Raw genomic sequence first — 26,710 nt, 5'->3', positions numbered from 1 at the left:
TAATCTTGCCAATAAGGGCATGATCCCGGGCGTTACGAAGTCGAGCTGGTAAGGATAAGATAGATGGCAATGACCGATCCTTTGGGTGATATGCTCACCCGTATCCGCAACGGCCAGCGGGCGAAGAAAGACTCTGTAGTCTCGCCAGCCTCCAACCTGCGGACCCGCGTTCTCGATGTGTTGCAGCGTGAAGGCTATATTCGTGGTTACAGCGAAGAAGCTTTGGGTGCGCACAAGGGTATTCGCATTGAGCTGAAATATTTCGAAGGTGCGCCTGCTATCCAGCATGTCGCCCGTGTTTCAAAGCCAGGTCGCCGCGTATATTCAGGAAGCCATGAGCTTCCGGTTATCCGTAACGGCCTTGGTATCACGATCGTTTCGACGCCAAAGGGCGTTCTGTCGGACGCCGAAGCGCGTGCACAGAATGTCGGCGGCGAAATCCTGGCGGAGGTATTCTAATGAGCCGCATTGGTAAGAAACCTGTTCCTATTCCTGCGGGCGTTACTGCCAGCATGGAAGCGGGCACGCTTTCGGTTAAAGGACCGAAGGGCGAATTGAAAATGCCGATGAGTGACCTGATCTCCTACGAGATGCAGGACGACGGTCTCTTGGTGAAGCCTGCGAACGGCAGCAAAGCGGCGCGCGCCTTTTGGGGCATGCAGCGGACATTGGTGCAGAATTTGGTCACCGGGGTGACTGAGGGCTTTACCAAGGTGCTTGAAATCACCGGCGTTGGTTATCGTGCCAACAGCCAGGGCAAAATGTTGAAATTGCAACTTGGCTACAGCCATGATGTTGACTTCGCGATCCCTGAGGGCATCGAAATCAAGACACCTGATAACACTACGGTGGAAATTTCGGGTATCGACAAGCAGAAGGTTGGGCAGGTTGCTGCCGAAATCCGTCGCTGGAGAAAGCCAGAGCCATATAAGGGCAAGGGCATCAAGTACCGCGGCGAATATATCTTCCGCAAGGAAGGGAAGAAGAAATAATGGCAAAATTGTCTCTCTTTGCACGCCGCCGCCAGCGCGTTCGCTCCAAGTTGCGGGCGCAGGTAGCTGGACGTCCGCGTCTTTCCGTGCACCGCACAGGCCGTCACATCTACGCGCAAGTCATTGACGATTCGAAGGGTGCGACCATTGCGTCTGCTTCAACGCTCGACAAGGACGTGAAGGCGAAGAACGGTTCGACAACCGAAGCTGCGGCCGATGTTGGCAAGCGGGTTGCAGAAGCCGCCAAGAAGGCTGGTATTTCCAGCGTGGTATTTGATCGTGGCGGGTTCCTGTTTCACGGTCGCGTCAAAGCGCTTGCGGATGCAGCGCGCGAAGGCGGATTGGAGTTTTAATGATGGCTGAACACACTGAAAGCACTGCACCTGTGACTGACGGCGCAGCCCCTGAAGCAGCCGAAGGCCAGCGTCGTGGACGCGGCGGCCGTGGCGGCGGTGACAATCGTGGCGGCAACAGCGGCGGTGGCCGTGGTCGTAACAATGATCGTCGTCCTGCCCAGGAAGAAGATGATGGCACGATAGAGAAGCTGGTTCACATCAACCGCGTTTCTAAAACAGTTAAAGGCGGTAAGCGCTTTGGTTTTGCCGCACTCGTCGTTGTTGGTGACGGTCAAGGCCGCGTTGGTTTTGGACATGGCAAGGCGCGCGAAGTGCCAGAAGCCATTAACAAGGCAACTGCTGCTGCAAAGAAGTCCATGATCCGCGTGGCATTGAAAGATGGCCGCACATTGCACCATGACGGCAAGGGCCATTTCGGCGCTGGCAAGGTAACATTGCGTTCTGCTCCTGCCGGTACCGGTATTATCGCAGGCGGTCCAATGCGTGCCGTCTTCGAAAGCCTTGGCGTTGCGGACGTTGTGACCAAGTCGGTCGGTACGTCGAACCCATATAACATGATCCGTGCTACTTTTGCGGCCTTGTCTGAACAGACGAGCCCCAAGTCGGTAGCGCAGCGTCGCGGCAAGAAAATCGCCGACCTTCTTGGTCGCGGTGGCAGCAAAACTGCTGAAGCCGATGCAGAAGCTATTGCGGAGTAATCGATATGGCGAAGATTAAAATCAAGCAGACCGGTTCGCCGATCCGCCGTCCGGCTTCGCAACGCGCAACTTTGAAGGGCCTTGGCCTTGACAAGATGAACCGCGTTGTCGAAATCGAAGATACTGCCGAAGTGCGCGGAATGATCCGCACAGTTCGTCACATGGTCCAAATTCAGGACTAATCACATTAGCGCGAAGTAAAGCGAAAGCGAGTGCATGACATGAAATTGAATGACATTAAAGATAACGAAGGCGCACGCCATCGTCGTATGCGCGTCGGCCGTGGTATCGGTTCAGGCAAGGGTAAAACCTCAGGCCGCGGTCAAAAGGGCCAGACCAGCCGTTCAGGTGTTTCGATCAACGGTTTTGAAGGCGGCCAGATGCCTCTTCACATGCGTATTCCAAAGCGCGGCTTTAACAATATCTTTGCCAAGGACCATGCCGAAGTAAATCTTGGTATGATTCAGAAGTTCATCGACGCCAAGAAAATCGACATCAAGGCCGTTGTTGACCATGCTGCATTGAAGGCTGCTGGCCTCGCGCGTGGCGGCAAGGACGGTGTTCGTCTGCTGGCAAAGGGTGAACTGACCGCGAAGGTAAACTTCTCGGTAGCTGGCGCTTCAAAAGCAGCGATCGAAGCTGTTGAAAAGGCAGGGGGCAAGGTTGATGTTCTGACCAAGGTTTCGGCTTCGGAAAAGGCGGCTGCAAAGAAATCTTCTGTCAAGAACGCGGCTAAAGAAGCTGCGGCTAAGAAATAAGACTAAGGCGACGACTTCGCTCTTGTCATGCCAGCCCCGCTTCCCGATATGGGCTGGCGGGGTTTGACATTTCTGGGGGCCGTCCGGATACAGTCAGGCGTAATTTTTGGGATTAAGCTGATGCGCACGCAAATTGCGGTCGGCGTCAATCCGGAACCAAGGAACGAATATCATGGCATCTAGGGTCGACCAAATGGCCTCGAACCTCAATCTATCGAAGTTCGGGCAGGCAACGGAGCTGAAGAACCGCATTTGGTTTACCATAGGCGCGCTCATCATATTCCGTTTATTAAGCTTCGTGCCATTGCCTGGCGTCGATCCTGTCGCCCAGGCGGCTTTATATGCCAACAATGCCGCTGGCGGCGTTCTCGACATCTTTAACACCTTCTCTGGCGGCAGCCTTGAGCGGATGAGTCTCATTGCGCTTGGCGTCATGCCTTATATTACCGCCTCGATTGTGGTGCAGCTTGCGGCATCCCTGTCACCAACGCTGGCCGCGATCAAGAAAGAGGGTGAGAGCGGGCGCAAGAAGCTGAACCAATATACGCGTTATGGCACAGTGTTCCTGACCGCGGTGCAGGGCTATTTCCTTGCCGCTGGTCTTGAAAGCCTTGCGGCGGCCAATGGTATTGGCGCTGTAGTCGAACCGGGCCTGATGTTCCGCATTGTCGCAACCATCAGCCTTATCGGCGGCACTATGTTCCTCATGTGGCTGGGTGAGCAAATCACGTCGCGGGGTATCGGGAACGGTATTTCGCTCATCATCATGGCGGGTATCGTCGCGCAAATGCCGCGTTTGTTCGCGCAATTGCTGGAAGGCGGCCGCACAGGATCGATAAGCGGGTTCGTCATTGTAGGTTTCATCGCGATGTTCATCAGCCTCACGCTGCTGATCTGTTTTATGGAGCGCGGCCAGCGCCGGGTGCTTATTCAATATCCCAAGCGCGCAACGCAGCGCGGGATGATGCAGGCGGACCGCAGCCACCTTCCTTTGAAAATCAATACAGCAGGCGTTATCCCGCCCATCTTCGCTTCGTCATTGCTGCTCTTGCCGATCACAATCACGCAATTGGGCGGTAACAATGTGGCAGGCGAGAGTGCCATGGGTGACTTCGTGATCTCGCTGAACCAATATCTTGCCCATGGGCAGCCGGTTTATTTGGCACTCTACGGCCTTGGCATTATCTTCTTCTGCTTTTTCTACACGGCGGTGGTGTTCAATCCTGAAGAGACGTCGGAGAACCTTAAAAAGGCCGGTGGCTTCATCCCAGGCATCCGCCCTGGTAAAAACACCGAATCTTATCTGGATTATGTGCTCACGCGTATCACGGTGCTTGGCGCAGCCTATCTGACATTGGTGTGTTTGCTGCCAGATTATGTGATGGCACAGACGGGGCAGCAGCAATTCTTTGCCATTGGCGGAACCAGCCTGCTTATTCTGGTGAATGTCACCATCGACACGATCTCGCAGATACAGAGTCATTTGCTCGCGCACCAATATGGTGACCTGCTGAAAAAGGCGAAGCTGAAGGGTGGACGCGCCCGCTAAACGGTGCGACATCGAAACGAATCGGGGAAACGTTTCATGAATATCATCCTTTTGGGGCCTCCGGGCGCAGGCAAGGGCACACAGGCAGCCTTTCTTGTTGAGAAATATGGCATGGTCCAATTGTCGACTGGTGATATCCTTCGTGCCGCCGTTAAGGCGGGGACCGAGGTTGGCAAGATGGCCGATGAGATCATGAAGGCCGGAAAGCTATTCCCGGATGAATTGATGGCGGAAATCCTCGGCGAACATATGGACGCCATTCCCGCCGACAAGGGTCTCATCTTTGACGGATATCCGCGCACTGCGCCGCAAGTGGCGTTGTTAGATGGTTTGCTTTCGGCGCGCAACCGGACGCTGGATCATGTTATTGAGCTGGTTGTCGATGAAGACGCATTGGTTGCGCGCGTGGTTGGCCGCTACACCTGCGCAAATTGTGGCGACGGTTATCATGACATATTCAAACAACCTGTTGTGGCTGGCACTTGCGACAAATGTGGATCGCAAGAATTCAAGCGCCGTCCAGACGACAATGAAGAAACGGTGCGTACGCGCATGGCCGAATATCGCGCAAAAACGGAACCAATCTTGCCATTATATGACGCGCGGGGCCTTGTCAGTCGCGTTGATGGCATGGCGGCCATTGAGGATGTGACTGGCGCGATTGACGCAATTATTGCCTAAACATGTTGGGCACACATCCGGACGCAAGTTCATGGTGACGGAAACGCAAAGCGTCGTTAGACCAGTTGCATGAAGACATTTGCATTATTGTTCACGCCCTTAATGGCCGTCTCGACACCAGCCTTCGCTGAGGTCAAGGCTGCATCAGATGCGGGCTTTAACTCTATTCACATTGCGACTGTAAAAGCGACACCCGAGGAAATCTGGAAGCGTCTTGTGATGCCGAAGGATTATTGGAACAAGGCGCATAGTTGGTCGGGTTCGACCGCCGGATTTTACATTGATGCGCAGGCCAATGGTTGTTTTTGTGAACTGATTCAGGAAACGGATGCCGATGGTGCGTTAAAGACCGTCGGCAGCGTTGAACATATGCGCGTCCTATTTGCATATCCGGGCAAAGTATTGCGCATGCAAGGCGCGCTCGGTCCGCTTCAGTCGGAGGCGGTGATTGGTACCCTCACCGTTGCTATGGAGCCTGCCAAGGACAATGCGGGCACGCGGGTCAGCTTCTCTTATGTCGTCGGCGGCTACATGCGCTACAAAGTAGCTGAAATCGCACCAGCGGTAGACAAGATGCTAGGAGAGCAGTTCAAAAATATGCTATTCCCTTTTACCGCAGCCGAAGCCGAAATACCAAAGGTAGATAGCTTTCAGCTCGACATTGAAACGATTGAGGACGCAGCTTCCAAAGAGACGCCTGAGACCAGTGCGGCAAAACAAGGTAGCGATATCGTCATTAGCGAACTGCCTCCGTCGGAGCCGCGATAATTGGCTGTGGTGAACAAAACACAGCGTTCGAGCAATAAAGTTGAAATAGGCTGGTGCGAGATGGTTGATGTGCCAAGTCTTGGCCTATCACAAGTGCATGCCAAAATGGATACGGGTGCGGCGACATCCTCCATCCACGCAACGCGGATTAAGCCGATTTCGCGCGACGGTAAACCTTATGTCGAATTCTGGTTCCGGTTAAATGCAGGTGAAAAGCCCAAGCGTTATGAGGCGCCCGTTATCGACCGACGGATGGTCCGGTCGTCCAACGGTGAACAACAAGACCGTTATGTCATCTCCGCGCAATTTTGTTTTGGTAAGCTGTGTTGGAACGGTCAGCTCACCTTGGCGAACCGGCGATCAATGGCCTTTCCCCTGCTAATTGGTCGGCGGGCGTTAAGGCGTGGCTTTCTCGTGAATAGCGGGCGGCGGTGGGTGTTGGGAAAACCCGCCAATTAAGAAAGCATAGGAACATGAAAATAGCGATGTTGGCAAGGAACGCCAACCTATATTCCCATCAACGTCTTGTTGAGGCGGCGCAAGTACGCGGCCATGAGATCGATATCTTGAACACCTTGCGTGTAACGATGAACATCACCTCACATCGTCCCGAAGCTTTTTATCAGGGGGCAAAACTTGGTAAATATGACGCGGTTATTCCACGTATCGGTGCGTCTATTACCTTTTATGGTCTTGCCGTTTTGCGCCAGTTTGAAATGATGAATGTGTGGTCGCTGAATGAAAGTGTCGCTATCGGCCGTTCGCGCGACAAATTGCGGTCTTTGCAAATTTTGGCACGCAAGGGACTTGGCCTGCCCGTGACTGCCTTCGCCCATGACCCGCGCCAGACCGATGAAGTGATCCAGATGGTGGGCGGTGCGCCCGTCGTCATTAAATTGCTTGAAGGCACGCAAGGGATCGGCGTTGTCTTAGGCGAGACCGAGAAATCGGCGCGTTCGGTTATTGAGGCGTTTCGTGGTGCTAACGTCAACATCCTAGTTCAGGAATTCATCAAGGAGGCCAATGCTACCGATATCCGCTGTTTAGTTATTGGTAACAAGGTTGTTGCGTCGATGCAGCGTCAGGGCGCCGAGGGCGATTTCCGGTCAAACCTGCATCGCGGTGGTACGGCGTCATCAATCAAGATTACGCCCGAGGAACGGTCAACAGCTGTCCGTGCCGCACGTGCAATGGGGTTGAATGTCGCTGGTGTTGACATGCTGCGGTCCAATCATGGTCCGGTTATCATGGAAGTGAACAGCTCGCCCGGGCTCGAGGGTATTGAAAAAGCCAGCGGTAAGGACATTGCAGGCAAGATCATCGAGTTCATCGAAGAAAATGCCAGCGATGGCAAAACCAAGACCAAAGGCAAAGGATAGCGCGCCTCCGGCCTTGACAGCACGCGCGACTCACCGTAAGGCGCGGCTAATTCCGAATATCTGGTGCAGCCAGCAGCGCGTTTATGCGTCCGCTGGTTTTCTGCGTTTCGGGATATCATCAGCGTTGAGATAGGGTTTGCTCTTTCGGGGGCACCTGTGGAGCAGGAGTAGATAAATTGGCACGTATTGCCGGAGTTAACATTCCAACCAACAAGCGCGTGATCATTGCGCTTACCTACATTCACGGTATCGGCCGCACTAAAGCCGTCGAAATCGCGACTAAGTTGGGAATTGATCATAGCCGTCGTGTGCAGGACCTTTCGGATGCCGAAGTTCTGCAAATCCGCGAAACAATCGATGCGGGCTACACTGTAGAAGGCGATCTTCGCCGCAACACATCGATGAACATCAAGCGTTTGATGGATCTCGCCTGCTACCGTGGCCTTCGCCATCGTAAGGGCCTTCCCGTCCGTGGTCAGCGTACGCATACCAATGCGCGCACCCGTAAGGGCAAGTCCAAGGCAATCGCGGGCAAGAAGAAATAATTACTGGCCTTGGCCGAATTATTTTTTCTTCGCATTTTCGAATAGGATACACATTATATGGCACGCGAACCACAGCGCATTAAAAAGCGGGAACGCAAAAATATCTCGGCAGGCGTCGCGCACGTCAATGCCAGCTTCAACAACACCATGATCACGATCACCGATGCCCAAGGCAACGCGATCAGTTGGTCTTCTGCAGGAACTATGGGTTTTAAGGGTAGCCGCAAATCGACCCCTTACGCAGCGCAGGTTGCCGCAGAAGACGCCGGCAAGAAAGCTGCTGAACATGGCGTTCGCACATTGGAAGTCGAAGTTAAGGGCCCGGGTTCGGGTCGCGAATCGGCGCTTCGCGCTTTGCAGGCGGTGGGTTTCACCATTACCTCGATCCGCGATGTGACCTCGATCCCGCATAACGGCGTGCGTCCTTCCAAGCGTCGGCGCGTCTAAGCATTCGTTTCAGGGGCGGCTGTTCAGTCGTTCCTTCTTTTACCCGCGATCCGGCACGGTGCACCAAATTGCCGGTTTTGCAAAACCCAAGGGGAAATCCATGTCCGTCAATATCAAGAACTGGCAGGAACTGAAAAAGCCCAACGCACTTGAACTCAAGTCAGGTAGCGATGCGAAGCGTAAGGCTGTATTTGTTGCCGAGCCGCTTGAGCGTGGTTTCGGCTTGACGCTCGGCAACGCGCTGCGTCGCGTCTTGCTTTCATCTTTGCAGGGCGCAGCGATCACGTCGATCAAGATCGAGAATGTGTTGCACGAATTCTCGTCGCTTGCTGGCGTGCGCGAAGATGTCACGGACATCGTTTTAAATATCAAACAGGTCGCGTTGAAGATGGAAGGCGAAGGCCCCAAGCGTCTTCAGCTTTCGGCCACTGGCCCTGGCGCTGTAACCGCTGGCGATATTGCCGTTTCGGGCGACATCCAAGTGATGAACCCTGACCTCGTCATCTGCCATCTTGACGATGGTGCGACGTTGAACATGGAAATCACTGCTGACAGTGGCAAGGGTTACGTACCTGCCGTCGCCAATCGTCCGGCAGATGCGCCAATTGGCCTGATCCCAGTCGACAGCCTGTATTCGCCTGTGCGTCAGGTTGCATACAAGGTCGACAACGCCCGCATCGGTCAAGAATTGGACTATGACAAGCTGTCGCTGACCATCGAAACTGACGGCACCGTAACGCCTGAGGATGCCGTGGCCTATGCCGCTCGTATCCTTCAGGACCAGTTGCAAGTGTTCGTCCACTTCGAAGATTCGATGGCAGCATCCTCACCAATGGTGGGCATGTCCGCGCCGTCGGCTTCTTCCGAAGAATCGGATGCAAACCAGCTTAACCGTTATCTTCTCAAGAAGGTCGATGAGTTGGAACTGTCGGTCCGCAGTGCAAACTGCCTCAAGAATGACAACATCATCTACATTGGCGACCTTGTTCAAAAGAGCGAAGCCGAGATGTTGCGTACGCCTAACTTCGGTCGCAAGTCGCTGAACGAAATTAAGGAAGTATTGTCATCGATGGGCCTGCGCCTTGGCATGGACATCCCCGGATGGCCGCCAGAGAATATCGAAGAAATGGCCAAGAAGCTCGAGCAAGAACTGCTCGGTTAAGAATATTTGGGCCGAAGCAGTGCTTTGGCCCAACATACAGGGAAATGGCCGCCCTTGAACGGCCAGGATCGGGGTACCTGAAACGGCCCCCTTACGAACGAAGGAAAAAGACATGCGCCATAAAGTTGGCCACCGTAAGCTACAGCGTACCACGTCGCACCGTACTGCGATGCTTCGCAACATGGCAGCGTCGCTGATCAAGCACGAACAAATCAAGACGACTTTGCCAAAGGCAAAGGAACTGCGCCCCTATATTGAAAAGCTGATCACGCTTGCGAAAAAGGGTGGCCTGTCCAACCGTCGCCTCGCGATGAGCCGTTTGATGGACGACACGCAACTGGTCAAATTGTTTGATGAGTTGGCAACACGTTATGCCGACCGTAGCGGTGGTTACAGCCGCGTGATCAAGGCTGGCTTCCGTGGTTCGGACGCAGCGCCAATGGGCGTTATTGAGCTTGTAGATCGCAATGTCAATGCCAAGGGTCAAGACAGCGGTCCAGTGGAAGTGCTGGACGACAGCGAGTAAACGCGTCGCACCTTTGAAATTCAAAAGGGCGGTATCCGAAAGGGTGCCGCCCTTTGCATTTGCGTCAGGCTTCAGGGTTGCGACTGTGACATCCGCCTTTTTTAGAAATTCGGCTATGCGCGATAGCTGACCGAGGAATTCGACGAAATAGCGATTTTAACGTCCGGATAGCGCGCAATATGGTTGGCGTTATCTGGCTGACGGTTTACGCCTACGGTAAAGAATTGAGAGTTGGGGAAATGAAATTATGCGAAGTGCACTTTTGCTTGGGGCGGCGATCATGATGATGTCCATGTCGTCAATGGCCGTCGCCGAAGATGTGGCGAATGCCGACGTTGCGGTTGAACTGCAATATCCGAAAACCAAGACCGTAAATGTCGTTGACGAACAATTCGGCGTGAAGGTTGCTGACCCCTATCGCTGGCTTGAGGATGATGTCCGCGTGAACGCCGAAGTCGCGGATTGGGTAAAATCACAAAATACCGTCACCGACGCTTATCTGGAAACTTTGCCGGGCAAGAAAATCCTTGCCGACCGGATGAAGAAGCTGTTCGACTATGAACGCTTTGGCTTGCCTGAAAAAGCGGGCGGCTATTATTTCTTCAACAAGAATGACGGGCTGCAAAATCAGTCGGTTCTATATGTTCGTAAGGGCCTAGATGGCGCCGATCGTATGTTACTTAACCCGAATGACTGGGCAAAGGATGGCGCGACCGCACTCGATAGCTGGGTGCCGTCGCAAAACGGCAAGCTACTCGCTTATGCCATTCAGGACGGTGGTTCCGACTGGCGCACAATCAAGGTGTTGGATACCGCGACGGGTAAAGTTTTGGCCGACGAAATCAAATGGGCGAAATTCACCAACATCAGCTGGGTGGGTAATGAAGGGTTTCTCTATTCCCGTTTTGCCGCACCAAAAGAAGGCGCAGCCTTTCAGCAGCTGAATTATAACCAGACCGTATTTTATCACAAAATCGGCACGCCACAGTCGGAAGACAAAGCGATTTACGCCACGCCTGGTAAGCCCGAATATGGGCATAGCGCGCAGGTGACGCATGACGGCAAATGGGCGGTGATCACCACATCGTCCGGCACCGATGAAAAATATGAACTGCACATCATGCCGCTAATCAAAAATCCGACTTGGAAGGCGCAGCCTTTGGTCAAGGGATTAGAGCATGACTGGGGTCTTATCGAAGGCATGGGTAACACATTGTGGTTCACCACGAACAAGGATGCACCGAAGCTAAAAGTTGTGCGCGTCGACCTTGGGGCGAAAGCGCCGATATTCACCGATGTTATCCCTGAGCGTGCAGAAACACTGTCACGGGCGCAAATCGTCGGCAATCGCATGATCCTGTCGTACATCAAGGACGCCAAATCGATGGCATTGATGACGAACCTTGCAGGGCAGCCTGTGCAGGAAATCCAACTCAACGCGATTGGCACTGCCAGCGGCTTTTCGGGCACGCCGGGCGACCCCGAGACATTTTATGGATTCTCCAGCTTTAATCAGCCGGGCGCCGTCTACCGATTTGACAGCAACAGCGGGACATCGACGCCATTTGCGGAGCCGAAGTTGAGCTTCAACCCGCAAGACTTCACCATTAGCCAAGTATTTTACCCGTCAAAGGATGGCACGAAGATTCCGATGTTCATCGTGCATAAGAAGGACGTTGATCTGTCCCAAGGCGCGCCGACATTGTTATATTCTTATGGCGGGTTCAACATTTCGCAGACGCCAACATATTCGGCAACGCGAATGGCTTGGCTTCAGTCTGGCGGTGTATTTGCGCTGGCGAACATCCGTGGTGGCGGGGAATATGGCAAGCCATGGCATGATGCAGGTCGCTTGATGAACAAGCAAAACGTCTTTGACGATTTTGCAGCAGCAGCGGAATATCTGATAGCCAGCGGCATTTCGGCCAAGGGCAAGATTGCGATCGAAGGCCGTTCCAATGGTGGCTTGTTGGTGGGTGCTTCTTTGAACCAGCGACCTGACCTATTTGCGGCCGGACATGCCGCTGTGGGCGTTATGGACATGGTCCGCTTTGACCGGTTTACCGCAGGCCGCTATTGGGTCGATGATTATGGTTATCCAAATAAGGAAGCCGATTTCAAAATGCAGATGACCTATTCGCCCTATCACAACATCAAGTCAGGTGTTGAATATCCGGCGGTCATCGTATCAACAGCTGATACCGACGATCGCGTGGTCCCAGGCCATAGCTTCAAATATATCGCCGCCCTTCAATCTGCAGAAACTGGAAAAAAACCGAAAATCATTCGCATTGAAAGCCGTGCAGGCCACGGGTCGGGTAAACCAACGGACAAGGTAATCGATGAATATTCTGATATTTACGCATTTCTGGCAAAGTGGACGGGTCTCACCCTTACTGAATAAATGATCATAAAAATCCCTGTTTAGATGATCGGATGCTGACAAGTCAGTGCAGTGTCCGATCAAGCCATATTCGATTGCGGCTTTATATTTGGTTACCTCGATTGCGTATGCGGCTTACCTTTACTTGCCAGACCACCTAAAACTCGGCACAGTCTGCGCATGGCAAATATCATCGCGCTTCTTCTGGGCCTTATTGCCCTTGTTATGGCCTTTATCGGGTTCATTCCGCTGCTGGGGTGGCTGAACTGGCTGATCATCTTGATCGCAGGCTTAGGCGCGGCATTTGGGTTTCTCTCGGAAAAGAATGCGGGCCGTAACTTCTGCCTCGTGGTCATGGCCATTTGCGCCCTTCGCCTTTGGATGGGCGGCGGGATTATCTGACCCTCAATTGAGGGCGGGGGCTTCAAAACATGGCAGATGATGAAAAAACCGCGCAGCCCAGCGGCCTGCCTTATGCGATATCAGCATATCTGATCTGGGGCGTAGTGCCTGTATATTTTAAGCTCTTGAGCCATGTGCCGCCAATCGCCATAGTGGCGCAGCGGATCCTATGGTCCATCCCCTTGCTGCTGATCATCATGGCGTTCCGCAAACAGTTGGGAGAATATACAGCCATTTTCCGGCACAAGGCGCACTTACGCAACTTGCTCGCCTCCGCAACGCTGATTGCGATTAATTGGCTTATTTACATCTGGGCTGTGTCGACCGACCTTATATTGGCCGCCAGCCTGGGTTATTATCTTAATCCTTTGGTGAACGTGCTTTTGGGCCGCCTGTTTTTGGGTGAGCGGCTTCGACCGCTACAAATGATGGCTGTCGCGGTCGCCGCGATTGGTGTTGCTATCCTTATCGGCGATGCGCTTGACACCTTATGGGTATCGATATCCTTGGCCTTGAGCTTTGGCTTATACGGTCTCATCCGCAAGATAACGCCCGTTGGTTCTGTGCCGGGCCTCGCCATTGAAACGACGTTGCTTGCCCCCTTATCGCTTGGCGCCGTGCTCTGGTATGCACAGGCGGGAACTGGCGGGTTCGGCGATGATTTTACTACATCTGGGCTGCTAATTCTTGCGGGTGCGGTGACAGCTATCCCGCTGTTGATGTTTGCAACAGCAGCGCGGCGGATGAGCTATGCCAGCCTCGGTTTCGTCCAGTATATCGCGCCATCAATTGCGTTCTTGCTTGGCGTCTATGTCTATGGCGAGCCGTTGAGTACAACTAAGCTGGCGTGTTTCATCCTCATCTGGCTCAGCATTGCGATATTTTGCGCCGATGCGATCAAGACCTATCGGGGGGCTAAAGCTTAGCGGGGTCTAGGCCCTATACCGCCAGCGCAAAGTTTCGCCGGCGTGAAAAGGCACAACAGATACGCCTTCCAATTCAAGCAGTTCTGGCACTGGCGTATCCACACGCTCCAACGTCACGCGGTCCTCATTCAGAGGCAGGCGATAAAAGCGGGGGCCGTTTTCTGACGCGAAGGCTTCAAGCTTATCTAACGCGCCTTCTTCTTCAAAAACCGCCGCATAGCTTTCCATGGCAAAGGGCGCGTTGAAGATCCCGGCACAGCCGCATGCGCTTTCCTTGGCGGATTTGTCATGCGGCGCGCTGTCGGTGCCAAGGAAATATTTGGCGCTGCCTGACGTCGCGGCCTTGCGCAGGGCAAGCCGGTGTACTTCGCGCTTCGCCACGGGCAGGCAATAGGCATGTGGGCGGATGCCACCTTCGAACATGGCGTTGCGATTTATGTGCAAATGCTGCGGCGTAATTGTGGCGGCGATGTTATCGCTTGCATCATCGACAAAGGCAACCGCATCTGCCGTGGTGATATGTTCAAAAACGACGCGCAGCTCAGGCAAGTCGCGCACGAGCTTTGATAGTGTTCGTTCAATAAACACGGCCTCCCGGTCGAATATGTCGACATGTGAATCGGTGACTTCGCCATGGATGAGTAATGGCATGCCAATGCGCGCCATATGTTCAAGCGCGGGCATGATGTTTGCCACATTGGTAACGCCATGCGCGCTTCCGGTTGTTGCATGGGCGGGGTATAATTTTGCTGCGGTAAACACGCCTTCGGCAAAACCACGCGCCAGCTCTTCGCCATCCGACGCGTCGGTCAGATAGGCCGTTATCAAAGGCGTAAAGTTGATCCCTTGGGGGACTGCCGCCAATATCCGTTCGCGATAGGCCGCGCCTGCTTCCACTGTTGTCACTGGCGGCGACAGGTTGGGCATGACAATAGCCCGCGCGAATTGCGCCGCGGTATATGGCACAACGCTGCGCATCACTCCATTATCGCGCAAATGGACATGCCAGTCATCGGGACGGCGGATGGAGAGAATCGTCTGGTCGGTCATGTCTTTCCTTTAAGCATCCGAACCCCTATCTGTCACCTATGCGAAACACCCGTCTATATGACCGACACATCATCCGTTTGTCTCCCACCGAAACAGGAGAAGATGTGCGCCAATTCCTGCAGGGGTTGGTGACGCAGGATACTGCAGCTGAGATGCCCTTATGGGCGGGGCTTTTGAGCCCGCAAGGCAAAGCTTTGTTTGATTTCTTTTTGTGGGCTGATGGCGACGATGTGTTGATCGATTGCGAACGCGTGCAGGCAGAGGCCCTTGTTCGGCGGCTGTCAATCTACCGGTTGCGGCGCAAGATTACGATTGCAATGGATCCTTCCTGCGCGGTCTTTTGGAATGCAGACGGCAGTAGCGACCCGCGTCATCCCGATATGGGTGAGCGGTGGCTCGGAGCGTCTGCAGATGATGATGTGGACGTCAGTGCGGAATATCGCGCACATCGTTTGGCTTTGGGTATCACTGAAGGTGTGGCGGAACTTGGAAGCGAGCAAACCTTATGGCTTGAGGTAAACGCCGTGGAGTTGAACGGCGTATCATTTAACAAGGGATGTTATGTCGGGCAGGAAAACACCGCGCGTATGAACTGGCGGCAGAAAGTGAACCGGCGGCTGGTAGTCGTGCCATTGGAACAGGCCGATCTCAGCCGTCAACGCTGCGCCTATCCGGAACTTGGTCTGTCAGCAGAATTGCGCCGTGTGGAAGACATGACGATGCTGAAACTGCCGGAATGGCAGCGAGCTGCTATCACTTAATGCAGTAATTCGAGCTTCACTTTAGCCGTGCCGGTGCGGTGCATGCCAAGTTGCTTCGCTGCGGCATAAGACACATCCACAATGCGTGATTTGCCCCAAGGGCCGCGGTCGTTGATACGAACAACGACTTCCTGACCATTCGCCAAGTTTATAACGGCAACGCGGCTGCCGAACGCCAAGGTGCGGTGGGCAGCCGTCATGGCGCTAGGGTCAAAGCGTTCGCCGCTCGCTGTGCGGCTTCCACCCAGTTCGGCGCCATAATAGCTTGCAATGCCAGTACCGATTTCGACACGACTGTCGCCGGCTTGCGCCAAGACGGGCAATGCCAGACATGCCATCATGAAAAACCCGTGTCTGTGCATAATGCCTCCCCGATAAGGGAAAGCGTATACAAAGCTTTTCATCACGCCAACGACCGAGCGATATGTTGACCAAAAGCTGCGATTATCCGAAAATTTAAGGCCGAAATGCCTGCCGTCTACACGTCCAGATTGGCCACATTGAGCGCGTTCTCGACAATGAAATCACGCCGTGGTTCAACGACCTCACCCATCAACTTAGTGAAAATGTCGTCCGCGAGGTCGGCCTGATCAATCTCCACGCGGAGTAGCGAACGGTGATCGGGGTCAAGTGTGGTTTCCCACAATTGTTCGGCATTCATTTCGCCAAGACCTTTGTACCGCGAAATCGAGAGCCCTTTGCGACCCGCAATCAATATGGCCTCAAGCAATTCGGACGGGCGCGTAATTGCGCCCTTGTTACCGATGCTAACCGCAGTGGTTGCGCGCTTTGCTTGATCGCCAACTGCGTCGCCAGCCTCTTCATCGCTCTCGACCTCGTCCACCGCCTCGGTAGCCGCAGCAGAAACTTTGATAAGCCGCGCTGGGGTTTCGTAGCTAGCGGTCTCTTCGCTTGCCAATTTGTGCAGTTTGCGGGCTTCGGCGGACATGAGGAAGGCGGCCTCAATGATGTGATGATCGGTCACCCCGCGCCACAGGCGTTCGAAATGATAGCCGCCATCTTCGGACACGCGGCCGGACCATTTGCCTTCCACATCCTGTGCAGCCATCCAAGCTGCCGCCTTGGCAACGGCGGCGGTGCGGTCGGTGGCATCAGGGTCCAGAGCGCCCGTGAGCGCCATGGCCTCGACAATCGTTGGGTCATAACGGCGTGGCACAAATGCCATCAGGCTGCGCATACGGCGTGCATGGTCTACCAAAGCGCCTAAATCTGCGCCGGCGCGTTGTCCGCCTGCACCTTCCAAAACAACCCCACTGAGGCCAAGTTCGGCCAGATGGTCGTCAAGTGCCTTGTCATCTTTCACATAGATTTCACTGCGACCTTTGGCGACCTTGAATAAAGGTGGCTGTGCAATGAAGAGATGTCCGTTCTCGATGATTTCGGGCATCTGGCGATAGAAAAATGTGAGCAACAATGTGCGAATGTGCGAACCATCGACGTCAGCGTCGGTCATGATCACGATCTTGTGATAACGCAATTTCTCGATGTTGAAATCTTCGCGTCCAATGCCGGTGCCCATCGCTTGTATCAGCGTGCCGACTTCCTTTGACGACAACATCCGGTCAAAGCGTGCCCGTTCGACGTTTAGGATTTTACCCTTCAGCGGCAAAATTGCCTGATAATGGCGATCGCGACCTTGCTTTGCTGATCCGCCTGCCGAGTCACCTTCGACCAGGAACAGTTCGGACTTGGCAGGATCCTTCTCCTGACAGTCGGCAAGCTTACCGGGAAGGGATGCCACGCTCATCACCGATTTACGACTGGCCTCACGTGCCTTGCGCGCGGCTTCGCGGGCAGCAGCCGCGTCGATTACTTTTTGAATGACGGTGCGCGCATGACCGGGATTTTCTTCCAGCCATTCACTCATCCGATCTGCCATAAGGCTTTCCAGCGGCTGACGCACTTCGGAGGAGACCAATTTGTCCTTCGTTTGTGACGAGAATTTGGGATCAGGCAGTTTGACCGAAACAATAGCAGTTAGCCCTTCACGCATGTCATCGCCAGTCAGCGTGACTTTCTCTTTCTTCAATACACCCGATTTTTCGGCATAATTGTTCAAGGTGCGCGTAAGCGCAGAACGAAACGCTGCCAAATGGGTGCCGCCGTCACGTTGCGGAATGTTATTGGTGAAGCACAAGACATTTTCATAATAGCTGTCGTTCCACTCCAACGCGACATCAATACCAATGCCGTCGCGGTTCGACGTAATCGTGATGGGGTCGGCCAGCAATGCCGCCTTGTTGCGATCCAGATATTTTACGAACGCCCCAATACCGCCTTCGTAATAAAGATCATGTTCTTTGACATCGGAATGCCGATTGTCGCGCAGCAGTATGCGAACGCCCGAGTTCAAGAACGCTAGCTCGCGGTAGCGATGCTCAAGCTTATCAAAATCAAATTCCAGCACATTTTTGAACGTGTTGGTGGACGCCATGAAGGTCACGCGTGTGCCCTTTTTGGACTTGCCATCGACCACAGGCGCATCCCCGCGAACAATCAAGGGGCCAACGGCATCGCCATGCTCAAAACGCATCCAATGCTCTTTGCCTTCGCGCCAGATGGTGAGTTCCAAAAACTCGGACAGTGCGTTCACCACCGAAACGCCAACGCCGTGGAGTCCACCGGACACCTTATAGGCATTGTCGTCGGAGGTGTTCTCGAACTTGCCGCCAGCGTGCAGCTGAGTCATGATGACCTCAGCCGCCGAAACGCCTTCTTCCTTGTGCATACCGGTCGGAATGCCGCGGCCATTATCTTCGACAGAAACCGAACCATCGGGATTCAATTCGATCAGCACAAGGTCGCAATGCCCCGCCAGCGCCTCGTCAATCGCATTGTCGGAAACTTCAAACACCATGTGATGCAGGCCGCTGCCGTCATCCGTGTCGCCAATATACATGCCAGGGCGCTTACGCACGGCGTCAAGGCCCTTCAGAACCTTTATGCTGTCGGCACCATATTCATTCTGATTGGGGTTAGCTGCGCTATCCGCAGAGGGGTTAAATTGCGGGGTTTCTGTGGTTTCTTCTGTCATCCACGCACTGTAGGCCTAAAGCCGAACAAACCCAAGGAAAAGCGCGCTAAAGGTGCGGTTTTTCCACAGTCTTTTGTGGCTGCCGATAACGGAAATATTAACTCCAGAATTGCTGTCGATAATTAGGCAATGAAACTTTTTCATATCGCGCTAAGTCTGCAGACCAACCAGCGAACGGGAGATGGGAATTTACATGTTTATCGATACCGAACTGGAAAAATCATTTGGTGATTTCGGCGCGCTTATTGGCGCTTGGGGCGTTGAAAAGCCTGATGCGCGCGCGCTTGCCGATAGCAGTTCCGAACTTTCCTGGCGCGAAGTTGCACAAGCAACAGCGCGTATAGCCGCACAGCTTCAGCGCGACGGTCTAAAGCGGGGTCAGGCAGTTGCCATATTGGGGACTAGCAATATTCCATATGCGTTGGTGTATCTTGCCGTTGTGCGCGCAGGGGGTTGCGCTGCACCATTGACCACATCGGCAACGCCCGCGCAACTGGCCGCGATGTTCAAGGATTCCGGCGCAATGCATTTGTTTGTCGATGCTGCGAAACTGGCTGATCTTGAAGGGGTCGCGCTGGGCGATGTCACAATCATCATGCTCGACAATGCCGTTGGCGACCATCCGGCACTGACCGACTGGATGGCAGAGGAAGGCGCTAAATTTCACGCGCCGCCGCCCGCTGCGTCGGATCCGTTCAACATCATTTATTCGAGTGGCACCACGGGAACGCCCAAGGGCATTATCCATTCGCACGGCATGCGCTGGCACCAGATGGCGGGCGGATTCAAATCAATCTACAGTCGCGACACACGATCGTTGGTCTCAACGCCTTTATATTCGAACACGACATTGGCGGTATTCCTGCCAACGGTTTGTCATGGCGGTTTTGCGCGGATTATGGAAAAATTTGATGCTCGGGCCTATCTTGATAACGCGCTAACCGATCAGACTACGCATACCATGCTCGTGCCGGTGCAATATCAACGGCTCATGGCGCATCCGCAGTTTAATAGTTATGATCTCAGTAGCTTCATCGTGAAATTCTGTACCAGTGCGCCCTTTGCAGCGGAGTTGAAGGCGGATGTGCTCCAGCGTTGGCCGGGCGGTCTTGTCGAAATTTACGGCATGACTGAAGGGGGTGTTGTTTGCATGTTGCAGGCCCATCATCATCCCAACAAATTGCATACGGTAGGGCAGCCCGTCACGGGCCATGAACTGATCGTATTAGACGAGGACGACAATCGACTCCCTGCCGGTTCAAAAGGCGTGCTGACTGGCCGTTCGCCGACCATGATGTCCGGTTACAAAAACCAACCAGAAAAAACACGTGAGATGGAGTGGCGCGACGAAGAGGGCAATGTTTGGCTGAAGACTGGAGATATTGGCATTGTTGACGAAGATGGCTTCGTCTCGATTGTGGGGCGCGCCAAGGACATGATCATTTCTGGCGGGTTCAACATTTACCCGAAAGACCTCGAGGAATTGTTGGAGGCGCAGCCCGAAGTGGCCGAAGCTGCGGTGGTTGGCATGCCTTCCGATGCGTGGGGCGAAACGCCCGTTGGCTTTGTGCGGTTGAGGGACGAGGCAGCTTCCCCTGAATCCATTCTTGCGCGTGTGAACGGGCAGCTTGGCAAGACGCAGCGGATTTCGGTGCTCTACACCATCGACGAAATGCCGCGCAGCCATATTGGCAAATTGCTAAAGACCGACTTGCGTGCTTTGGCGGCAGAGAAGCAAAAAAATGGACAGTGAATTGGGTCCAGACCTTGCCGCGGCGGGAAGCCTGCTCAATGTTTTGACTGGCCGGCTGGCGACGTATGCCATTTATGTGCCGGAGGAATATCTGGAACTACCGCCCCTTCCAAAACCTGCGAAACGCAAGCGACGCAAACCGATTTAGTGCTTAACCGTTTTTTATGCCCAACTTTTGCACGCGCGCAACGACTTCGTCGCGAATATTGGGTGTCACAAACTTCCCGATTTCGCCGCCGTAAATCGCAATTTCCTTAACCAGCCGCGAAGCAATGGGTTGAAGTGACACGTCTGCCATTAAAAACAGTGTTTCGACGCGGTCGTTCAACTGGCGGTTCATGCCCGTGAGCTGATATTCATATTCGAAATCCGTGACGCCGCGAATGCCACGAATGACCGTGCTTGCGCCTTGGGCTTCGGCAAAATCCATAAGCAGCGAGTTGAACCCGACAACGCGAATATGCGCGGAACCGATGCTGGCAACTTCGCGCTCGACCATGGCAATCCGTTCATCATCGGAAAACATCGGGGATTTGGCTGCGTTCGTGGTTACGCCAATGATCAGCTCATCCACCAGTTTTGCGCCGCGTCGGATGATGTCCATATGACCCAAGGTGATGGGGTCAAATGTGCCAGGATATACGCCAATCCGGTGTGTCATTTAGCGATCCCTTTCGGTGATATAATTTGCGATGGCGCGCAAAAGATCGGCCTCGGCGCTATAACTCGACAGATGGTCATTGGCCTGCTGTACAAGCATGTCCGCTTGCTGCTTGGCGCGTTCGAGGCCCATGAGAGATACAAATGTGCCTTTATTGGCTGCCGCGTCTTTTTGGAGCGCTTTGCCTGCCAGTTGGGGATCACCTTCAACATCCATGATGTCATCGGCAATCTGAAAGGCGAGGCCAATGTCCCTGGCATATCCGCGCAAATGCGTTCGGCCTTCCGCCGGGATATGTCCTAATATCGCGCCCATTTCAACGCTGGCGGCGATTAGAGCACCTGTCTTTAGCGCCTGCAGGCGCATGACGGTTTGGATGTCGAATGTGGATTTCTCGGCCTCGATATCCATCATCTGCCCACCAGCCATGCCTTCGGGGCCGCTTGCTAAAGCCAGTGTTGATACCAGTTCGCCGCGCACGAACGGGTCGCCATGTGTTTGCGGGCTCGCGAGTATCTCAAATGCTAACGCATGGAGAGAATCGCCCGCCAGAACCGCCGTTGCGTCATCGAACGCGCGGTGTACCGTTGGCTTGCCTCGCCGCATGTCGTCGTCATCCATGCAGGGTAAGTCGTCATGCACCAAAGAGTAAACATGAATAGCTTCGACAGCCGTGCCAACGCGTAAAGCAACGGCACGGTCTACATGGAACAGTGCCGCGGTCGCGGTCACGAGCAACGGTCGAAGGCGCTTGCCGCCGCCAATCGCCGCATAGCGCATGGCCGCATATAGGCGGTCCCGCGTATCGCCGGGTAGCGTCAGAAGCGCGTCAAATTCATGATCAATGTCCGCCGCAATTTGCGCGAGTGAGTCCTGTAACAATGATGGTTGGGCAGCCATAATGTTTATCCGGCATCGAATGCTGTTGTACCCGTCGGCGATCCGTCCGGCCCTTGCACAATGGCCTCAATACGCGCCTTCGCCGCATCAAGCCGTTGTTGGCACAAGGCCCGCAAAGCATTGCCGCGTTCGTACAAGGCTATGGATTCATCGAGCGGAGCCTCACCGCTTTCCAATTTATGGACGATGTCTTCAAGCGCACGCAGCGCCTGCTCGAAATTCATGTCGGCTACGTCTTGAGTCATATAACTGCAATGACGTCCGCCGCCGACTGGGTCAAGTGCTTCGCTCTATCGCCATCAGTTGATGACGAAGGTTGCCAGTGCAGAAGTGCAAATCAGAATAGCGTGGATGGGGCAGGCAGAACCAAAACGCGCTTAAGGTGACGAAAAGGAATTAAGTGAACGCTCGCATTTACACGCCTGCCTTCAACAACCAGTCGTGAAATATTTTTACCGCTCTCTGCCTCAGCGCGCGGGGGCGGCACACAAAGTAATAGCTGTAGGGGCTTTCGACTTCTGTATCGAAAAGCCGTGTCAGACGCGGGTCGCGCGCATCAGAGAAGTGGCTTCCGTGCATGATAGCAACGCCAAGACCGTTTGCGGCCGCCTCCAGCATCAATGCGCCACTATCAAGACTGTCGATCGCAGCTGGTTTCAAGCGGGGGACCCCCATGGCCTGCCGCCATGCGTCAAATATCATCGGCATGTCACTATGAACCATGACCGTATGCTTTGCGAGGTCCTCAGGCTTTTCGACATTATACTCCTTCGCCCATTTTTCAGATGCGATGGCGTAAACAAGATTGCGGTCTAAGCGGACACTGTAAAGCTTGGGGTCGACGTCTGCCGCGATGATAATGGCTGCGTCGACTACATCACCCAGCAGGTTTTCGGCATGGCCCGACGTGTCCACATCGATATGAAGCTTCGGAAACGCCTTACGTAGTTCAGGCAGGCGGGGAATCAGCCTTTGTAAGCCAAAAAGCGGTAAGAGCCCCAAGCGCAGGCGGTATTCCCCGCCACGGCCGGCCAGTTCGTCAACCGCTTCAGCCATTGCGTCCATCGCTGGTTCAACGGCCGCCAGAAGTGCCTCGCCATCCGCATTAATGACCATCGCTTGCGCGCGGCGGTCAAAAAGGGACTTGCCGATGAAGTCTTCCAGCGCCTTGATACGACGGCTCAGCGCAGGCGGAGATAATGCGAGTTCACTCGCGGCAGCTTTTGCCGAACCAAGCTTAGCGACGCGCAAAAAGGCTTCAAGTGAGCGTAAGGGGGGCAATCTGCGCATATCATCTCCTAATTTTGTTGCACCGCAACAAAAGTTTTTTGTTTTCGTAATCGTACAAATGCCCCGAAATTCAGGTTAAACTTATAAATAGCAGTTGCATCATTTGCAACAGCTATTGCACTGTTCGCACTTGCACAAAAAATGAAATTTGTCCATTAAAGTAAGGCCTTTTAGGCATCCTCTCCTAAAGACTTTTCAGGGTCGACCTCGGTCGGCCCTTTTTTTATTCAAATTCGGTATTTTGCCAAATTCAGTTCCGGAGTTATCTTACCCAGAATGATGAAGGCCATCGGCGACACCTGGCCCTAGATTTCCGGAACCAGCAATGCGCGCCGTCCCCAAATGATCAGGAACAGCAAAGACGCCGAGATCAAGATGAATGTGGCGGGCTCCCAATAATTGAACAACGCAACGCCCAGTGCAGGCGCGACAATATAGGCCGCACCGTTGATCGAGGCGATTTTGCCCGCAACGTCGCCTTGTTCATGCCTTTGAACCGCTAGGGATGCACCCGCGGTAAAGCCTGGTCGGAACAGCCCAAAACCAAGCGAGGCAATAGCAAAGCCTGTACTAATCCCATAAAAATCGTGGCTGATGCCCGTCAAGATCGTGCCCACTAGCGCGAGGATTGCGCCCAAGAGCACGGAACTTCTTGCCGCAAGTGAAAGCATAGGAATGAGGCCCCATTGTGCCAAAAGGGTCGCCATTGCGCCAATGAGCATAACCGAGCCACTGGCTTGCACCGCCTCCCACGGACGATCATGCAATCCAAGCCGATCACGCACGAGAAAACCCACCACGCCCAAAATGATTGCCTGTGCATGGCCACCGATCAAACCTGCAATCAGCCATGATGCCATGCGGTCATCGCGCCATGGTAGGCGGATTTCGCGGGCGGGCAACACTGACCCCAAAGCATCACCATCGACGTCTTCATCATTAGGTGAACTCATGAATGCTGAATTCGGGTAAGCCGCAACGGCGCCGCGTGCTTCAAAGCGCGGGGTGTCATTGGGCAATTGAACATGCAACGCTATCAATACCGCCACACCAAAGGCGGCAAACATGATGAGCGGTCCGGCCAGACCGAAAGGTGGGAAAAGAAAATAGTGCGCGGTTGCAGGGCCAATCACGGTGCCAACGCCAAAAGACGATGCAAGCATCGATAGCGCCTTGGTGCGTTCTGCGCGTTCGGTTCTGGCGGCGACATAGGCCTGAACGGCGGGTGGGGCAGCTGAACCAAAACCTCCGTAAAGGCTCCGGAATAATGCAAACAGGATGAACGTTACGATAGGGCCTATCACGCCAGCCAGTCCAAGCCAAAGTACCAAACCACACATGCCCATCGACACAGAAAAGCCGATCACGCCAACGCTCATCAGTTGTTTACGGCCCCGGCGATCTGACAGGCGGGCCCATTTGGGTGCAGTGATGACCCATAATAACGCAGACCAGCTAAAGGCCAGACTGACCCACACATCGGGCATATCCAATTCGCTGGCGATCGCGGGAAGAGCCGACTGCATCGCGGTATTGCCGGCAGCGGCAACGAGCATCACAAGGAACAACACGACAACCCGGCTATTGGGGATAGCTTGAACCGCGCTCATGCCTTTTTCCAATCATAACTGCGCGTCACTTGCGACACATGCAGGCTGTAATCCGAATACCATCGGTCTCGGCCAGCATCGCGCATTGCGGCGTGATCGGGATGATCGCGCCACGCTTTTGCGCTTGCTTCGTTTTTCCAATAGCTGACGGTGATGCCAAGTCCATCAGCACCACGCACCGAATCTATCCCCATATAGCCGTCTTGTTGCGCGGCCAGTTCATCCATCATCGCGGCGGCCCTTGCGTAACCATCGGCGTCCAGCTCCGTGCGCTGTGCCACAAAAATAACTGAAATAGTGCCGCTGCTTAGCTTTGCCATGTCAGCCGCATAGGGCCGATAGACAATATATTGCAAGCCGTGAGGAACAGATTGTTGGGGAACATAGGTTCGTACCCTAACTGTTGCGGATCAGGCGGAATTTTATCCGCCGGCCAATGGTATAATCGACTGAATTGACCAAGAAATAGGCAAGGCCCGCCTTAAGCCGGCTCCAAATAGTGTCCCGACTCTTTAACAAAATCCGTGTCTGTTCTTCCGATTGGGAGACAAGTCCGTCAATCAACGTGCGCATATGCAACGCAAGGCCAGCGTCCTTGATGCGCAACATGATCTCCAAATTGATAAACATGCTGCGGACATCCAGATTGGCTGAGCCGATATAGACTGTGTCATCAATGACCATCAGCTTCATATGAAGTGGACGCGGTTGATATTCAAAAATCCTAGTCTTGCGGCGCATCAGATAGCGATAAAGCAGGCGCGCCGCGGCAATCGTTGCCCCATTATCGGTCTTGCCGGCCATGATGAGGCGCGATCCTTTGTTGCGTTTTGCGGTCTTGGCAAGGCGTCGCAATATGGTTTGGGACGGCGAAAAATAGGCGGAAACAATGTCAAATCTCTTGCCCGTATCCAATGATCGCTTGAACGTGAGTGCCCATGGCGAAATGCGGTTAGTTGGCCCGCCCAGCAACCATTGCACTTGACCAATGCCCGGTCGCCATTGTCGAATGATATTGCGGATCTGCCGGAAGCTGACGTTGCCGCCATTCGACGCTTGCGCCATATCCCCGAAATAATCGTTCAGCCGTTGCGCCTGCGGGCCAGACACGATTATGCCGAGATCTTCCCAGCTATCGTCGCCTGCACGCCCGAAATAGGGGTCCGCGATATTGAAACCACCTACAAGCGCGTATGTACCATCGATGATCAGCATCTTCTGGTGATTGCGGATAATGTATCCAAGGCCCTTGCGTGTACTGAAACTGTGATAGCCACCGCCCGCGTCAAGCAAAGCGTCGAAGAATCGATTACTCAACTGCGTTGATCCAAAGCTGTCTATAATCAATTGTACGCGCACACCGCGTGTTGCCGCTGAAACGAGCGCGTCGCGCACTTGTCGACCGGTTTCGTCGGAACAAAACATGTAGAAAAACATGTGTATCGATTTTTGCGCCATTGCGATGAGCTGCAAAAGAGCGTTGAGCCGATCCTGCGGCTGATGAACCAAGTGCAAGTCATGGCCCGCGACCTGAAAGTGCGTTCCGGGGAACCCGGGCTTGCCTGATTGCACTGCCATGTTGCTAGCGATACCGCTTTGCGCAGTGCACGGCAAGCGACCTGCCCTTTTCATTGACATTTTGGCCCATTATCTCTAGTTGCGGCAAACTTTCCGAAAAATACGAAGAATCAGGAGCCAAGATGGCACGCGTTACTGTTGAAGATTGCATCGACAAGATCACCAACCGGTTTGACCTTGTATTACTCGCCGCCGAGCGTGCGCGTGAAATCTCGGGTGGCGCTGAACTTACCATTGATCGCGATCGTGACAAAAATCCAGTCGTTGCCTTGCGCGAAATAGCTGAGGAAACCGTGCGTCCTGACCAATTGAAAGAAGGCCTCGTGCAGTCGCTTCAGAAGGTTCAGGTTGATGAGGATGAAGAAGCGGATGAAGTTGGCTCGATCAGCCTGTCTGCCGAAGCCCTGCGTTTGACCGCCGCTGCGCCAGCACGCGGCGCGGGCATGCAGCGCGATTACGACCGGTAATATCCCAATCATT

At 54.0% G+C, this 26,710-nt stretch carries 32 protein-coding genes; 22 read left to right on the top strand and 10 right to left on the bottom strand.

Going from position 1 to position 26,710, the window contains the following annotated elements:
* The first annotated feature begins 63 nt into the window (after window positions 1-63).
* The 18 genes from rpsH (at window position 64) to rarD (ending at window position 13,572) form a co-directional block, all read left to right on the top strand.
* The gene (gene rpsH, locus Q0O33_RS02755; RefSeq protein ID WP_295495717.1) at window positions 64-459 is read left to right on the top strand and encodes a 30S ribosomal protein S8; all 396 of its coding nucleotides are present in this window, start codon (window positions 64-66) and stop codon (window positions 457-459) included.
* Complete coding sequence (gene rplF / locus Q0O33_RS02750; RefSeq protein ID WP_295495714.1) at window positions 459-992, top strand: 50S ribosomal protein L6; 534 nt, start codon at window positions 459-461, stop codon at window positions 990-992. Before rpsH ends, rplF begins: the two co-directional genes overlap by 1 nt.
* On the top strand, window positions 992-1,345 hold the full coding sequence (gene rplR / locus Q0O33_RS02745; RefSeq protein WP_183941954.1) for a 50S ribosomal protein L18: 354 nt from the start codon (window positions 992-994) through the stop codon (window positions 1,343-1,345). Before rplF ends, rplR begins: the two co-directional genes overlap by 1 nt.
* Window positions 1,346-1,347: 2 nt before the next feature.
* The gene (gene rpsE, locus Q0O33_RS02740) at window positions 1,348-2,046 is read left to right on the top strand and encodes a 30S ribosomal protein S5 (protein WP_295495748.1); all 699 of its coding nucleotides are present in this window, start codon (window positions 1,348-1,350) and stop codon (window positions 2,044-2,046) included.
* A gap of 5 nt (window positions 2,047-2,051) precedes the next feature.
* Window positions 2,052-2,228 (top strand): 50S ribosomal protein L30, encoded by a 177-nt coding sequence (gene rpmD / locus Q0O33_RS02735; protein WP_125229596.1) that lies wholly within the window; start codon window positions 2,052-2,054, stop codon window positions 2,226-2,228.
* Between the two features lie 39 nt (window positions 2,229-2,267).
* On the top strand, window positions 2,268-2,804 hold the full coding sequence (rplO, locus tag Q0O33_RS02730) for a 50S ribosomal protein L15 (protein WP_295495708.1): 537 nt from the start codon (window positions 2,268-2,270) through the stop codon (window positions 2,802-2,804).
* Between the two features lie 172 nt (window positions 2,805-2,976).
* A complete protein-coding gene (secY, locus tag Q0O33_RS02725) occupies window positions 2,977-4,353 on the top strand; it encodes a preprotein translocase subunit SecY (RefSeq protein ID WP_295495705.1) in 1,377 nt (458 codons plus the stop codon).
* Window positions 4,354-4,389: 36 nt separating this feature from the next.
* On the top strand, window positions 4,390-5,034 hold the full coding sequence (locus tag Q0O33_RS02720) for an adenylate kinase (RefSeq protein WP_295495702.1): 645 nt from the start codon (window positions 4,390-4,392) through the stop codon (window positions 5,032-5,034).
* A 69-nt stretch (window positions 5,035-5,103) separates the two neighbouring features.
* Window positions 5,104-5,802 carry a hypothetical protein gene (locus Q0O33_RS02715; protein ID WP_295495699.1) on the top strand — a complete coding sequence of 233 codons (699 nt, stop codon included), beginning with the start codon at window positions 5,104-5,106 and terminating at the stop codon, window positions 5,800-5,802.
* Between the two features lie 6 nt (window positions 5,803-5,808).
* The gene (locus tag Q0O33_RS02710; protein ID WP_366048138.1) at window positions 5,809-6,261 is read left to right on the top strand and encodes a RimK/LysX family protein; all 453 of its coding nucleotides are present in this window, start codon (window positions 5,809-5,811) and stop codon (window positions 6,259-6,261) included.
* A 14-nt stretch (window positions 6,262-6,275) separates the two neighbouring features.
* On the top strand, window positions 6,276-7,181 hold the full coding sequence (gene rimK / locus Q0O33_RS02705; protein WP_295495697.1) for a 30S ribosomal protein S6--L-glutamate ligase: 906 nt from the start codon (window positions 6,276-6,278) through the stop codon (window positions 7,179-7,181).
* A gap of 176 nt (window positions 7,182-7,357) precedes the next feature.
* A complete protein-coding gene (rpsM, locus tag Q0O33_RS02700; RefSeq protein WP_125229603.1) occupies window positions 7,358-7,726 on the top strand; it encodes a 30S ribosomal protein S13 in 369 nt (122 codons plus the stop codon).
* A 57-nt stretch (window positions 7,727-7,783) separates the two neighbouring features.
* A complete protein-coding gene (rpsK, locus tag Q0O33_RS02695; protein ID WP_125229604.1) occupies window positions 7,784-8,173 on the top strand; it encodes a 30S ribosomal protein S11 in 390 nt (129 codons plus the stop codon).
* A gap of 100 nt (window positions 8,174-8,273) precedes the next feature.
* Window positions 8,274-9,335 carry a DNA-directed RNA polymerase subunit alpha gene (locus Q0O33_RS02690; protein WP_125229605.1) on the top strand — a complete coding sequence of 354 codons (1,062 nt, stop codon included), beginning with the start codon at window positions 8,274-8,276 and terminating at the stop codon, window positions 9,333-9,335.
* A 112-nt stretch (window positions 9,336-9,447) separates the two neighbouring features.
* Window positions 9,448-9,861: a 50S ribosomal protein L17 gene (gene rplQ / locus Q0O33_RS02685; RefSeq protein WP_295495692.1), complete on the top strand. Its 414-nt coding sequence runs from the start codon at window positions 9,448-9,450 to the stop codon at window positions 9,859-9,861.
* 247 nt (window positions 9,862-10,108) lie between these two features.
* On the top strand, window positions 10,109-12,265 hold the full coding sequence (locus Q0O33_RS02680) for a prolyl oligopeptidase family serine peptidase (protein ID WP_295495689.1): 2,157 nt from the start codon (window positions 10,109-10,111) through the stop codon (window positions 12,263-12,265).
* A gap of 159 nt (window positions 12,266-12,424) precedes the next feature.
* Window positions 12,425-12,646, top strand: a complete 222-nt coding sequence (locus Q0O33_RS02675; protein ID WP_295495686.1) for a hypothetical protein — start codon at window positions 12,425-12,427, stop codon at window positions 12,644-12,646.
* A 29-nt stretch (window positions 12,647-12,675) separates the two neighbouring features.
* Window positions 12,676-13,572 (top strand): EamA family transporter RarD, encoded by an 897-nt coding sequence (rarD, locus tag Q0O33_RS02670; protein ID WP_295495683.1) that lies wholly within the window; start codon window positions 12,676-12,678, stop codon window positions 13,570-13,572.
* 6 nt (window positions 13,573-13,578) lie between these two features.
* On the opposite strand, the gene pyrC is transcribed toward rarD, so the two are convergent.
* Window positions 13,579-14,622 (bottom strand): dihydroorotase, encoded by a 1,044-nt coding sequence (gene pyrC, locus Q0O33_RS02665; protein WP_295495680.1) that lies wholly within the window; start codon window positions 14,620-14,622, stop codon window positions 13,579-13,581.
* 38 nt (window positions 14,623-14,660) lie between these two features.
* On the opposite strand from pyrC, the gene Q0O33_RS02660 reads away from it, so the two are divergent.
* Complete coding sequence (locus Q0O33_RS02660; RefSeq protein WP_295495677.1) at window positions 14,661-15,383, top strand: folate-binding protein; 723 nt, start codon at window positions 14,661-14,663, stop codon at window positions 15,381-15,383.
* Here the strand turns inward: Q0O33_RS02660 and Q0O33_RS02655 are convergent.
* Both Q0O33_RS02655 and gyrB read right to left on the bottom strand, forming a co-directional pair.
* Window positions 15,380-15,724, bottom strand: a complete 345-nt coding sequence (locus tag Q0O33_RS02655; RefSeq protein WP_295495675.1) for a septal ring lytic transglycosylase RlpA family protein — start codon at window positions 15,722-15,724, stop codon at window positions 15,380-15,382. The two genes, Q0O33_RS02660 and Q0O33_RS02655, sit on opposite strands and share 4 nt — an antisense overlap.
* Before the next feature lie 137 nt (window positions 15,725-15,861).
* Window positions 15,862-18,438, bottom strand: coding sequence for a DNA topoisomerase (ATP-hydrolyzing) subunit B (gene gyrB, locus Q0O33_RS02650; RefSeq protein WP_295495672.1), 2,577 nt, complete (start codon window positions 18,436-18,438; stop codon window positions 15,862-15,864).
* Window positions 18,439-18,631: 193 nt separating this feature from the next.
* Here gyrB and Q0O33_RS02645 point away from each other — a divergent pair, with 193 nt between their 5' ends.
* Together Q0O33_RS02645 and Q0O33_RS02640 are read left to right on the top strand one after the other, a co-directional pair.
* Window positions 18,632-20,191: a class I adenylate-forming enzyme family protein gene (locus Q0O33_RS02645; protein ID WP_295495669.1), complete on the top strand. Its 1,560-nt coding sequence runs from the start codon at window positions 18,632-18,634 to the stop codon at window positions 20,189-20,191.
* On the top strand, window positions 20,181-20,339 hold the full coding sequence (locus Q0O33_RS02640; RefSeq protein ID WP_295495666.1) for a hypothetical protein: 159 nt from the start codon (window positions 20,181-20,183) through the stop codon (window positions 20,337-20,339). The genes Q0O33_RS02645 and Q0O33_RS02640 overlap by 11 nt, the downstream gene beginning before the upstream one ends.
* Window positions 20,340-20,342: 3 nt before the next feature.
* Here the strand turns inward: Q0O33_RS02640 and coaD are convergent, their stop codons facing one another.
* The 7 genes from coaD to Q0O33_RS02605 form a co-directional block, all read right to left on the bottom strand.
* Complete coding sequence (gene coaD, locus Q0O33_RS02635; RefSeq protein ID WP_295495663.1) at window positions 20,343-20,852, bottom strand: pantetheine-phosphate adenylyltransferase; 510 nt, start codon at window positions 20,850-20,852, stop codon at window positions 20,343-20,345.
* Entirely contained in the window at window positions 20,853-21,752 is a 900-nt protein-coding gene (locus Q0O33_RS02630) for a polyprenyl synthetase family protein (RefSeq protein WP_295495661.1), read from the bottom strand. It abuts the gene before it with no gap.
* 5 nt (window positions 21,753-21,757) lie between these two features.
* Window positions 21,758-21,997: an exodeoxyribonuclease VII small subunit gene (locus tag Q0O33_RS02625; protein WP_295495658.1), complete on the bottom strand. Its 240-nt coding sequence runs from the start codon at window positions 21,995-21,997 to the stop codon at window positions 21,758-21,760.
* Window positions 21,998-22,166: 169 nt separating this feature from the next.
* Window positions 22,167-23,042, bottom strand: a complete 876-nt coding sequence (locus Q0O33_RS02620) for a LysR substrate-binding domain-containing protein (RefSeq protein ID WP_295495654.1) — start codon at window positions 23,040-23,042, stop codon at window positions 22,167-22,169.
* 305 nt (window positions 23,043-23,347) lie between these two features.
* Window positions 23,348-24,652 (bottom strand): MFS transporter, encoded by a 1,305-nt coding sequence (locus Q0O33_RS02615; protein WP_295495651.1) that lies wholly within the window; start codon window positions 24,650-24,652, stop codon window positions 23,348-23,350.
* Complete coding sequence (locus Q0O33_RS02610; RefSeq protein ID WP_295495647.1) at window positions 24,649-24,972, bottom strand: antibiotic biosynthesis monooxygenase; 324 nt, start codon at window positions 24,970-24,972, stop codon at window positions 24,649-24,651. Before Q0O33_RS02610 ends, Q0O33_RS02615 begins: the two co-directional genes overlap by 4 nt.
* Before the next feature lie 76 nt (window positions 24,973-25,048).
* Window positions 25,049-26,230 carry a phosphatidylserine/phosphatidylglycerophosphate/cardiolipin synthase family protein gene (locus Q0O33_RS02605; protein ID WP_295495644.1) on the bottom strand — a complete coding sequence of 394 codons (1,182 nt, stop codon included), beginning with the start codon at window positions 26,228-26,230 and terminating at the stop codon, window positions 25,049-25,051.
* Between the two features lie 122 nt (window positions 26,231-26,352).
* Between Q0O33_RS02605 and rpoZ the strand changes: the two genes are divergently transcribed.
* On the top strand, window positions 26,353-26,697 hold the full coding sequence (gene rpoZ, locus Q0O33_RS02600) for a DNA-directed RNA polymerase subunit omega (RefSeq protein ID WP_125229626.1): 345 nt from the start codon (window positions 26,353-26,355) through the stop codon (window positions 26,695-26,697).
* Window positions 26,698-26,710 lie beyond the last annotated feature (13 nt).

The organism is Sphingorhabdus sp. EL138 (assembly GCF_945862485.1).
Taxonomy (GTDB): domain Bacteria; phylum Pseudomonadota; class Alphaproteobacteria; order Sphingomonadales; family Sphingomonadaceae; genus Sphingorhabdus_B.
Note: the sequence above shows the minus strand (reverse complement) of the source record. Positions and strands in the feature narration are given on the sequence as shown.

What these genes read in the sequence shown, in the direction of transcription:
- rplO (WP_295495708.1), top strand. Translation starts at nt 2,268, where the DNA reads ATGAAATTGAATGACATTAAAGATAACGAAGGCGCACGCCATCGTCGT.
- Q0O33_RS02645 (WP_295495669.1), top strand. Translation starts at nt 18,632, where the DNA reads ATGTTTATCGATACCGAACTGGAAAAATCATTTGGTGATTTCGGCGCG.
- coaD (WP_295495663.1), bottom strand. Translation starts at nt 20,852, where the DNA reads ATGACACACCGGATTGGCGTATATCCTGGCACATTTGACCCCATCACC.
- rplF (WP_295495714.1), top strand. Translation starts at nt 459, where the DNA reads ATGAGCCGCATTGGTAAGAAACCTGTTCCTATTCCTGCGGGCGTTACT.
- rpsK (WP_125229604.1), top strand. Translation starts at nt 7,784, where the DNA reads ATGGCACGCGAACCACAGCGCATTAAAAAGCGGGAACGCAAAAATATC.
- pyrC (WP_295495680.1), bottom strand. Translation starts at nt 14,622, where the DNA reads ATGACCGACCAGACGATTCTCTCCATCCGCCGTCCCGATGACTGGCAT.
- rpsH (WP_295495717.1), top strand. Translation starts at nt 64, where the DNA reads ATGGCAATGACCGATCCTTTGGGTGATATGCTCACCCGTATCCGCAAC.
- Q0O33_RS02610 (WP_295495647.1), bottom strand. Translation starts at nt 24,972, where the DNA reads ATGGCAAAGCTAAGCAGCGGCACTATTTCAGTTATTTTTGTGGCACAG.
- Q0O33_RS02640 (WP_295495666.1), top strand. Translation starts at nt 20,181, where the DNA reads ATGGACAGTGAATTGGGTCCAGACCTTGCCGCGGCGGGAAGCCTGCTC.
- rpoZ (WP_125229626.1), top strand. Translation starts at nt 26,353, where the DNA reads ATGGCACGCGTTACTGTTGAAGATTGCATCGACAAGATCACCAACCGG.
- Q0O33_RS02680 (WP_295495689.1), top strand. Translation starts at nt 10,109, where the DNA reads ATGCGAAGTGCACTTTTGCTTGGGGCGGCGATCATGATGATGTCCATG.
- Q0O33_RS02605 (WP_295495644.1), bottom strand. Translation starts at nt 26,230, where the DNA reads ATGGCAGTGCAATCAGGCAAGCCCGGGTTCCCCGGAACGCACTTTCAG.
- rarD (WP_295495683.1), top strand. Translation starts at nt 12,676, where the DNA reads ATGGCAGATGATGAAAAAACCGCGCAGCCCAGCGGCCTGCCTTATGCG.
- Q0O33_RS02720 (WP_295495702.1), top strand. Translation starts at nt 4,390, where the DNA reads ATGAATATCATCCTTTTGGGGCCTCCGGGCGCAGGCAAGGGCACACAG.
- Q0O33_RS02655 (WP_295495675.1), bottom strand. Translation starts at nt 15,724, where the DNA reads ATGATGGCATGTCTGGCATTGCCCGTCTTGGCGCAAGCCGGCGACAGT.
- Q0O33_RS02625 (WP_295495658.1), bottom strand. Translation starts at nt 21,997, where the DNA reads ATGACTCAAGACGTAGCCGACATGAATTTCGAGCAGGCGCTGCGTGCG.
- Q0O33_RS02675 (WP_295495686.1), top strand. Translation starts at nt 12,425, where the DNA reads ATGGCAAATATCATCGCGCTTCTTCTGGGCCTTATTGCCCTTGTTATG.
- Q0O33_RS02715 (WP_295495699.1), top strand. Translation starts at nt 5,104, where the DNA reads ATGAAGACATTTGCATTATTGTTCACGCCCTTAATGGCCGTCTCGACA.
- rimK (WP_295495697.1), top strand. Translation starts at nt 6,276, where the DNA reads ATGAAAATAGCGATGTTGGCAAGGAACGCCAACCTATATTCCCATCAA.
- Q0O33_RS02630 (WP_295495661.1), bottom strand. Translation starts at nt 21,752, where the DNA reads ATGGCTGCCCAACCATCATTGTTACAGGACTCACTCGCGCAAATTGCG.
- Q0O33_RS02615 (WP_295495651.1), bottom strand. Translation starts at nt 24,652, where the DNA reads ATGAGCGCGGTTCAAGCTATCCCCAATAGCCGGGTTGTCGTGTTGTTC.
- rplQ (WP_295495692.1), top strand. Translation starts at nt 9,448, where the DNA reads ATGCGCCATAAAGTTGGCCACCGTAAGCTACAGCGTACCACGTCGCAC.
- rplR (WP_183941954.1), top strand. Translation starts at nt 992, where the DNA reads ATGGCAAAATTGTCTCTCTTTGCACGCCGCCGCCAGCGCGTTCGCTCC.
- Q0O33_RS02690 (WP_125229605.1), top strand. Translation starts at nt 8,274, where the DNA reads ATGTCCGTCAATATCAAGAACTGGCAGGAACTGAAAAAGCCCAACGCA.
- rpsE (WP_295495748.1), top strand. Translation starts at nt 1,348, where the DNA reads ATGGCTGAACACACTGAAAGCACTGCACCTGTGACTGACGGCGCAGCC.
- secY (WP_295495705.1), top strand. Translation starts at nt 2,977, where the DNA reads ATGGCATCTAGGGTCGACCAAATGGCCTCGAACCTCAATCTATCGAAG.
- rpmD (WP_125229596.1), top strand. Translation starts at nt 2,052, where the DNA reads ATGGCGAAGATTAAAATCAAGCAGACCGGTTCGCCGATCCGCCGTCCG.
- Q0O33_RS02620 (WP_295495654.1), bottom strand. Translation starts at nt 23,042, where the DNA reads ATGCGCAGATTGCCCCCCTTACGCTCACTTGAAGCCTTTTTGCGCGTC.
- Q0O33_RS02660 (WP_295495677.1), top strand. Translation starts at nt 14,661, where the DNA reads ATGCGAAACACCCGTCTATATGACCGACACATCATCCGTTTGTCTCCC.
- gyrB (WP_295495672.1), bottom strand. Translation starts at nt 18,438, where the DNA reads ATGACAGAAGAAACCACAGAAACCCCGCAATTTAACCCCTCTGCGGAT.